6 protein-coding genes are annotated in these 8,407 nt (G+C 75.6%); all 6 read right to left on the bottom strand.

Annotated features, from left to right (window positions below; translation table 11 throughout):
- Positions 1–58: 58 nt before the first annotated feature.
- The 6 genes from ACFU6K_RS22195 to ACFU6K_RS22170 all read right to left on the bottom strand — a co-directional run bounded on the left by ACFU6K_RS22195 (position 59) and on the right by ACFU6K_RS22170 (position 8,228).
- Positions 59–2,056: a hypothetical protein gene (locus ACFU6K_RS22195; RefSeq protein ID WP_380665561.1), complete on the bottom strand. Its 1,998-nt coding sequence runs from the start codon at positions 2,054–2,056 to the stop codon at positions 59–61.
- Positions 2,057–2,073: 17 nt separating this feature from the next.
- The gene (locus ACFU6K_RS22190; RefSeq protein WP_380665559.1) at positions 2,074–3,909 is read right to left on the bottom strand and encodes a dipeptide ABC transporter ATP-binding protein; all 1,836 of its coding nucleotides are present in this window, start codon (positions 3,907–3,909) and stop codon (positions 2,074–2,076) included.
- Positions 3,906–4,751, bottom strand: coding sequence for an ABC transporter permease (locus ACFU6K_RS22185; protein WP_380665557.1), 846 nt, complete (start codon positions 4,749–4,751; stop codon positions 3,906–3,908). Before ACFU6K_RS22185 ends, ACFU6K_RS22190 begins: the two co-directional genes overlap by 4 nt.
- A complete protein-coding gene (locus ACFU6K_RS22180) occupies positions 4,748–5,707 on the bottom strand; it encodes an ABC transporter permease (protein WP_380665555.1) in 960 nt (319 codons plus the stop codon). The genes ACFU6K_RS22185 and ACFU6K_RS22180 overlap by 4 nt, the downstream gene beginning before the upstream one ends.
- A gap of 126 nt (positions 5,708–5,833) precedes the next feature.
- Entirely contained in the window at positions 5,834–7,396 is a 1,563-nt protein-coding gene (locus ACFU6K_RS22175) for an ABC transporter substrate-binding protein (protein ID WP_380665553.1), read from the bottom strand.
- Between the two features lie 49 nt (positions 7,397–7,445).
- Positions 7,446–8,228, bottom strand: a complete 783-nt coding sequence (locus ACFU6K_RS22170) for a heparin lyase I family protein (protein ID WP_380665551.1) — start codon at positions 8,226–8,228, stop codon at positions 7,446–7,448.
- Positions 8,229–8,407: the final 179 nt, after the last annotated feature.

The raw sequence follows: 8,407 nt of genomic DNA, 5'->3' as shown, positions 1-8,407 counted from the left end.
GCACAGCGCCTTCACCTGTCAACCCACAGCAACGTGACCGGCATCACATCGCAAGGGGTTACGGCCGGACGGCGATCAGCTCGCGCCCGCGCAGGGTGTAGAGCACGCCGTGCTCGTCCGCGGCCAGCCGGGCACCGCTGTACCACTCGGCGTCCAGCCCGACCAGCACGGTGGCGGCCAGGGTGTCGCGGTCCAGCCGGAACAGGCTGCGCTCGCTGACCCCGTACAGGGCCCCGCCGAGCGCCAGCAGCCGCGGGTTGGCGCCGGACACCGCCCCCAGGTCGGCGCGCCGCCCGATCACCGGCGCGTACCCGGGCCGCCGCGAGCCGCACAGGTCGACGGTGAACGCCCGGCCGTTCACGGTCAGGCCGTACAGGGTGTTCCCGAGCACGGCGAGGCTGCTGACGCCCGCGCCGAGGTCGGTCGCGGTGCGCCACAGCTCGCGGCCGGCCACCGGGTCCCAGGCGGCCAGGTCGCCGCGCGGGCCGGTGGGCCGGGCGTTGTCGCCGCCGAGGAAGGCCTGGCCGTGCCCGGCGGCGACGGCGCGCACCAGCTGCTCGGGGCCGAGCGGGTCGGTGTGCACGGTGGGCCGGCCGCTGCCCGGGCGGTAGGTGACGAAGGAGCCGCCGCCGGTGGTGTCGGCCTGGACGCCGAGCAGCAGCAGGCCGCTGTCCGGGTCCCGGCGGATCACCTGCGGCCGGTTCTGCTCCTGCGGCAGCGCGGCCTCCTTGACCGGCGCCGGGTCGGTTCCCGGCCGGTAGCGCCAGATGCCCTGCGAGGAGTAGACGCCCAGGTAGAGGGTGCCGTCGTCGAGGACCACAGTGTCCTTGGCCTCGCCCGGCACCGGGAGCTTGCGGACGGTTCCGGCGGCCAGGTCGTGCAGGGCGAGCGAGCCGTTGCCGCCGACGTAGACCCGCCCGGCGCGGGCCGCGACCGACATGCCGAGCTGGGCGGCGGCGGGGGCGCCCGCCTCGACCAGGTCCCGGGTGGCGACGGCCCCGGTGCCGAGGTCGAGGGTCCAGACGGTGCCGCCCTCGGTGACGCCCGCCAGGGTGTCGCCGAGCCGGCCGAGGCCCCAGGAGTTGCCGTCCGGCACCGGCACCGCGAGCTGGTCGAGCGCGCCGGTGGCGAGGTCGTGGCGCCACAGCACGCCGTGCTCGGTGGAGGTGAACCAGAGGGTGTCCCCCCGGCGCTGGAAGTTGGTGACGCTCTTGGTGCCGGGGACGGCGAAGGAGCGCAGCACCCGGTGGTCGGCCGGGTCGAGCAGCGCCACGTGGGCGGGCGCGCCCTCGGTGGACACCGCCAGCAGGTCGTCGCCGAGGACGGTGATCCGGCGGATGATCGTGTCGCCGCGCAGGTCGGGCGGGGTGATGTCGGTGACGGCGCCGGTGGCCCGCTCGACGGCGTACAGGCCCGCCCGGGTCGCCCCGCCGCCGCCCGCGAGGTTGCTGCCGACGCCGAGGTAGGCGTGGGTCGCGGTGGCCGCGACGGCCCGGCCCTGGGTGGCGTTCGGCGCCGGGGAGGCGACCTCGGTGACGCCGCCGGCCGGGCTCCAGGCGTACAGGCCGGGACCGGCGGCCCGGCCCTTCTGCCGTCCGGTCGCGTAGAGCGTCCCGTCGGGCGCGACGGCCACGTCCCGCACGTCGGCGCCGGGGACGCTGCCGAGGGCGGTGAGCGTGCCGTCGTAGCGGTAGAGGTTGGCCGCGCCCGGGGCGTCGGTGACGCCGAGGTGGAGCACGCCGCCGTGGGCGGCCGAGCCCTGGACGAAGTTGCCGGTGGGCAGTTCGACGGTGGCGGTGACCCGGCCGGTCGGCAGGTGGTAGCCGATCACCCGGGCGGGGGCGAGGTTGCGCGAGCCGATCCACAGGGTGTCGTCGATCAGTGTGGCGCTCATCAGGGGGAAGTCGCTGTTCCCGGGGCCGAGTCCGGTCACCTCCGGCCCGTGGGCCCCGGGTGCGGCGGGGGCCGCCGCGGCGGGCGGGCCGAGCACCGAGAGCGCGGCCACCGCGCCGGTGCCGAGCAGGAGTTGGCGGCGGGAGGGGTTCACGTCAGGCATGGGGCTCCAGGGTCCGGTCACGGGCGGGGCGGGACGGGAGCGCCGGCGGCCGCCAGCAGCTCCCGGGTGTACGGATGGGCGGGCGCGGCGAACAGCTCGGCGGCGGGCGCCCGTTCGACCACCCGGCCGTGTCGCAGCACCAGGACCTCGTCGCACAGGTGCCGCACCAGCGCGAGGTCGTGCGAGATGAACACCAGCCCCACGCCGTGCTGTTCGCGGAGGTCGGCGAAGAGGTTGAGGATCTGGGCCTGGACCGAGACGTCCAGCGCGGAGGTCGGCTCGTCGGCGACCAGCACCCGCGGGCCGACGGCCAGCGCCCGCGCGATCGCGACCCGCTGGCGCTGGCCTCCGGAGAGCCGGTGCGGCCGGGCGTCGAGCACCGCCTCCGGCAGGCCGACCAGCTCGCACAGCCCGCGCGGGTCGCGGTCCCGCAGGCCGTGGGTCGTCAGCGGCTCGGCCAGCGCCTCGCGCACGGTCATCCGGGGACTGAGCGAGGCGTACGGGTCCTGGAACACCAGCTGTACCCGGCGCCGCAGTTCGCGTTCCTCGGCGCGGTCGGCCCCGGCCCAGGACCGGCCGTCCACCCGTACCGTCCCGGCCTGCGGGCGCACCAGCCCGAGCAGTGCGCGGGCCAGGGTGGACTTCCCGGAGCCGGACTCGCCGATCACCCCGACCGCCCGGCCGGGCGCGGCGCTCAGGCTCACGTCGTCCAGTGCCGGGGGCCGGCGGCGGCCGTAGCGGACGGTGAGGCCCTCGGCGACCAGGACGGGATCGGCGGCCCGCTCCGCCCGTCGCGCCTCGACGACCTGACGTTCCGTCACCACGGCCTGTGCCACCGGGAGATGGCAGGCGAACCCGGAGTCGCCGGTGTCGGTCCACTCCGGCGCCGAGGTCGTGCAGCGGTCGGCGGCGGCCGCGCAGCGCGGGGCGAAGGCGCAGCCGGGCGGCGCCTCCCCGGCCGCCGGCGGGCGTCCGCCGATGACGGTGAGCGGCGCGCCGGGCGGGCCGTCCAGCCGGGGCACGCCGGCTAGCAGCCCGGCGGTGTACCGGTGCCGGGGCGCGGCCGACAGGCCTGCGGTGGGCGCCCGTTCGACGATCCGTCCGGCGTACATCACCTGGACGGTGTCGCAGCTGCGGGCCACCACGCCGAGGTCGTGGGTGATCAGCAGGACGGCCGTGCCGGTCTCGTCGCGCAGCCGGACCAGCAGGTCCAGGATCTCCACCCGGGTGCTCGGGTCGAGTGCCGTGGTCGGCTCGTCGGCGATCAGCAGTTCGGGGCGGTTGGCCATCGCCATGGCGATCAGCACGCGCTGGCGCATGCCGCCGGAGAACTCGTGCGGCCGGTCGCGGTAGCGGCGCGCGGGCTCGGCGATGCCGACCAGGTCGAGGAGTTCGAGCGCCCGGGCCCGGGCCGCGCGGCGGCTCGCACCGTGCACCAGGGCCGCCTCGGCGAGCTGGCGGCCGACCGGCATCCGGGGGTTGAGGTGGGCCAGCGGGTCCTGGAAGACCATGCCGATCCGCCGGCCGCGCACCGCGCGCACGGCGGGCTCGGGCAGGGCCAGCAGGTCGGTGCCGTCGAAGCGGACGGTGCCGCCGGTGGTGCGGCAGCCCGGCGGCAGCATCCGGTTGACGGCCAGCGCGGTGAGCGTCTTGCCGGAGCCGGACTCGCCGACCAGGCCGAGGATCTCGCCCGGCCGCACGGTGAGGTCCACCCCGCGCACCGCCTCGCCGCCGCCCGCCGTGACGCGCAGGCCGCGCACCTCCAGCAGCGGCGCGCCCGGCGCCGGTACGGCGGCCGGGGCCCCGACGGTTGTGACGGCATCGGTCGTGGTCACCGCATCGGTCGTGGTCACCGCAGTCTCTCCCGGTTGAACGAGTCGGCGAGCAGGGTCAGGCCGAACACCAGCAGGCCGAGCAGGACGACCGGCGCCAGGGCGTAACCCGGGTGGAGGAAGAGGTACTTGGAGCCGGTGTTGATCATCGTGCCGAGCGAGGGGGCGGGCGGCTGGATGCCGAGGCCCAGCACGCTCAGGCCGCCCTCGGTCTTGACGGCGTGCGCCATCGCGACGGCCAGCAGCGCGGTGGTGGCGTCGACGACGTTCGGCAGCACGTGGCGGCGCAGGATCCGGCCGCGCGGCACGCCGAGCACCCGGGCCGCCACCACGTGGTCGCGGGCCAGCTGGGCGAGCAGGGCCGCCCGCGCCTGGCGTCCGAAGGAGGGCAGCGCGCTGAGCACGATGGTGGCCACCACGGTGCCAAGACCCGGGCGCACCAGCAGGGCGAGCGCGAGGCCGAGCAGGACGCCGTGCAGCCCGAGCAGCAGGTCGAACAGCCGTTGGACGGCCTCGCCCAGCAGCCGGTTCAGCCCGCCGAGCAGGCCCAGCGCGGTGCCGAGCACGGCGGCCGCGGGGACGGCCAGCAGGCAGACCAGCAGTTCGGTGCGGATCCCGGCCAGGGCCCGGGCGAGCAGGTCGCGGCCGACCTCGTCGGTGCCCAGCAGGTGGGCCGCCGACGGCCCGGCCAGGGCGTCCGGGCCCTGCCGGTAGGGGTCGGCGGCCAGCAGCGGGCCGAGCAGCCCCAGCAGCACCACCAGGAGGACGAGGAGCGCGCCGGTCCGGCCGCGCCGGGTGCGCAGCGCGGCCGGGAGCGCGGGCGGGGCGAGCCGGCGGCGGCGTACGGCGAGGGCGCTCGTCACCGGTCCTCCCCGGTGCCGGCGCGGGCGATCCGCGGGTCGAGCCGGCCGACCAGCAGCTCCGAGCCGAGCTGGACGAGTACGGCGACGGCCACCGCGAGCATGATCAGGGTCTGGGCGACCGGGTAGTCCCGCTGGTTGATGGCGTCCAGCAGCAGCTGGCCGAGGCCGTGCCGGGCGAAGAGCTGTTCGGCGACCACCGCGCCACCGAGCAACTCGCCCAGGTGCAGGCCGAATTCGACGCAGAACGGCGCCAGGCTGTTGGGCAGCACGTGGCGCGCCAGGACCCGGCGGGGCGAGGCCCCCTTGGCGACGGCCGTCAGCACGAACTCCTCCTGGCGGGTGCGGCGCAGCTCGGTGGCGAGCAGTCGGGCCAGCACCGCCGACCCCGGCAGTGCGAGCGCGACGGCCGGCAGGGCGAGGTACTGGACGGCGAGGTCCGGCGCGGTGAACAGGTCCCGCTCGCCGCCGGCGGGCAGCAGACGCAACAGGACCGCGAAGACGAAGACGAAGAGCACCGCGGTGACGTACACCGGCAGCGCGAGCAGCGCGGTGGCCAGCGGGTCGAGCACCCGGGCGAGCCGGCCGCGGCGCTCGGCGGCCAGCGCGACACCCAGCAGCAGGCCGAGGACCAGCATCAGCAGCCCGGCGACGAGGGCGAGTTGGACGGTGCTGCCGACGCTCTGGCCGATCAGCCGGGTGACCGGCTCCCGGTAGTGGAAGGAGCTGCCCGGGTCCCCGGTGAGCAGCCCGTGCAGCCAGCCCAGGTACTGGACGGGCATCGGCCGGTCCACGCCGAGGCTGCCGGCGAGCCGGTCGCGCTGCTCCTGGTCGGCCTCGGCGCCGAGCGCGGCGGAGACCGGGTCGCCGGGGGCGAGGCGGAGCAGCAGGAAGACGGCGACGGAGGCGAGCCAGAGCGTGGCCAGCGCGCCGGCCGCCTTTCTGGTCCAGTAGGGCACGGGGGTACTCCAAGGGGGTCGGAGGAGCCGCCCCAGGGCGGTGGGGGTCGCCCTGGGACGGCCGTCAGGCGGTGCGTCCGACGGTGCGGCGCGGCGACGGCGCCCGGCGGCGCGTCAGGCGGCGTGTCAGGCGGTGCGCCGGGTGTCGTCGAGCCGCAGGTAGCCGAGCGCGCTGGTGGCCACGCCGCGCACCGAGGAGGCGAGGGCGTAGGTCTCCCAGGCGTGCGCGAGGGTGATGTGGAAGGACTCGGTGAGCAGGTACTCGGACAGCTCGTGGTTGACGTCGGCCCGGGCCTGCTCGTCGGCGGCGGCGAAGGCGCGGGACTGGAGTTCGGCGTAGGCGGGGTCGGTGACGTGCGAGGTGTTCCGGCCGACCTGGAGCGGGCCGGAGACGGTGATCCCGCTCAGCGGGGAGACGCTGACCATGCCGTGGTTGGCGATGAACAGCCCGTCCAGCGTGCCCTGTTGGATCTTCGGCTGGAGCGCGGCGTTGTCCAGCAGCTGGACGTCGACGCCGAACCCGGCCTGCTCCAGGTCGTACTTGACCAGTTCCACGAGGGAGGCGAAGACCGGTGAGTTGGCGGCGGTGAGCGGCACCCGGGTGCCCTCGGCGCCGGCCTCCCGGAGCAGTCCGCGGGCCTTCTCCGGGTCGTGCGGGTAGCGGGTGACCTGGTCGGGGGTGACGCCGGGGGTGTTGGAGGGCCAGGGCAGGCTGCTCGCCTCGGCGTGGCCGCCGTACACCTGGGCGACGATGCGGTCGCGGTCCACCGCGTACTGGAGGGCCTGGCGCACCCGGCGGTCGCCGAAGGGGCCGCTGGTGACGTTCACGCCGAGGAAGGCCTGCTGGTAGGAGGACCTGGCGGACTGCACGGTGAAGGCCGGGTTCCCGCCGAGCACCTTGAGGTCGCGCCCGGGCACCGCGCCGATCAGGTGGGACTGCCCCGACTGGAGGGCGGACAGCGCGGCCTGGCTGCTGGTCACCGACCGGACGGTGATCCGCTCGAAGTGCGGCCGGCCGCTCTGCCAGTAGTGGTCGTAGCGGGCCAGGTCGAGCTGGTTGCCGCCCTTGAACGCCTGCCAGGTGAACGGCCCGGTGCCGTTGACCTTGTCGGCGGCCTTGCCGTCCACGTAGGTGCGGGCGTCCACCACGGGGTTGAAGGCCAGCGCGTCGAACAGGTTGCTGGTGGGCCTGGCGAGGGTGAGAGTGACCTCGTTCGGGGCGCTCGCCCGGATGTCGGCGAGCCGTTCCAGCAGCGGCTTGACCTGGGAGGACCTGGCCGCGCCGGTGAGCGAGAAGACGACGTCGTCCGGGCTGAGCGGGCGGCCGTCGTGGAAGGTGACGTCCTCGCGCAGCTTGAGCACGAGCCTGGTGCGGTCGGCGCTCCACTCCCAGGAGGTGGCGAGCCAGGGCACGGGCTGGAGGGTCTGCGGGTCGAGGTCGACCAGCCGGTCCAGCACCAGGTTGACGAACACCGGGGTGTCCGGGCCGCGGTGGAGCAGCTGGGTGGGGTCGGGGGCGGCGCCGTAGACGATCTGGAGGTCCGGCGCGGAGGCGGTGGCGGGGGCCGCGGCCCCGCCGGCGGCGTCCTCGGTGGCGGAGCGGCAGCCCGCCGCCAGCAGGACCGCTCCGGCGCTCAGGCCGAGGAAGCCTCTTCGGGGCAGGCCGTGGTGGCGGGCCGCGTCGCTCATGGTGGTGCTACCTCTTCGGTTCTCGGGGTCTCGGTCGGCGGGTGCGGTGTCAGTACCTGGTCACGACGACGCTGTCGCTCCAGGCCACCACGTCGGGGCCGCCGGTCGGGTAGGGGATGTTCTTGGCCGGGTTCCAGTTGGCCCGGTAGATGCCGGTCTTGAAGTACGGCGACTGGTTCTGGTGGTAGTTGTTGGGGCCGCTGTACGCGCCGACCTGCGCGCCGTCCCGGTAGACGGTGACGGCGCCGGGGGTGGTGTCGGTGGACCAGGTGATGTCGAAGGCCCACTGGTTCCAGTGGCCGAACTGCACGTCGCCCAGCGGGATCACCGCCTCCTGGACGGTGCTCGGGTCGGTCAGCCAGTGCACCTTGAGCCGCCAGCTGCCGTCCTTGACGGTCAGGGCGATCGGCGGCTTGGTGTCGCTGCCGTCGGCGAGCGGGTAACCGTGCCACTGGGCGAGGATCGTCTCGGTGGACGTCCGCACCCAGTCGGCGGGCAGGTAGTCGGCGAGGGCGAAGCGGTAGCTTCCCCAGCCGAGGGAGTTGACGGCGACCTCGGAGCGGTAGGAGACGCCGTCGTTCGGGACGCCGAAGCGGGCCGCCTGGCCGGTGCCTCCGGCGGGTGCGGGGGCCACGGTGATGCTGCCGTTGCCGTCGACGCGCTGGCGCGTCCAGGCGGCGAGGGTGCCGGATTCGAAGTCGTCGGCGAAGACCTCGGTGGCGGCGGTCGCGGCCGCGGAAGCAGGGGCGGCGGCGTGGGCGGGAGCGGCGGCGGTCACGGCCAGGGCGGCGGTGAGCACGGCGCCGGCGAGGCGGCCGGGGAGTCGGGACACGGGTTCTTCTCCATCTCGGGTTCGGGGTACGGGCGACCGGTGGTCGGGGCCTGTCGACGCGGGCTTGAGGACAGGCCCTGGGCCTGTCTTCGAACTCCCGTCGTCCGCCCGGAGGGCGGGCGGGGCGGCGTTGGGGTGCGTGCATCGCAAGGCGGAGGAGGGAGCCACTGCGGAGCATT

Source organism: Kitasatospora sp. NPDC057512, assembly GCF_042802135.1.
Classification (GTDB): Bacteria; Actinomycetota; Actinomycetes; order Streptomycetales; family Streptomycetaceae; genus Kitasatospora.
Note: the sequence above shows the minus strand (reverse complement) of the source record. Positions and strands in the feature narration are given on the sequence as shown.

What these genes read in the sequence shown, in the direction of transcription:
- ACFU6K_RS22175 (WP_380665553.1), bottom strand. Translation starts at nt 7,396, where the DNA reads ATGAGCGACGCGGCCCGCCACCACGGCCTGCCCCGAAGAGGCTTCCTC.
- ACFU6K_RS22195 (WP_380665561.1), bottom strand. Translation starts at nt 2,056, where the DNA reads ATGCCTGACGTGAACCCCTCCCGCCGCCAACTCCTGCTCGGCACCGGC.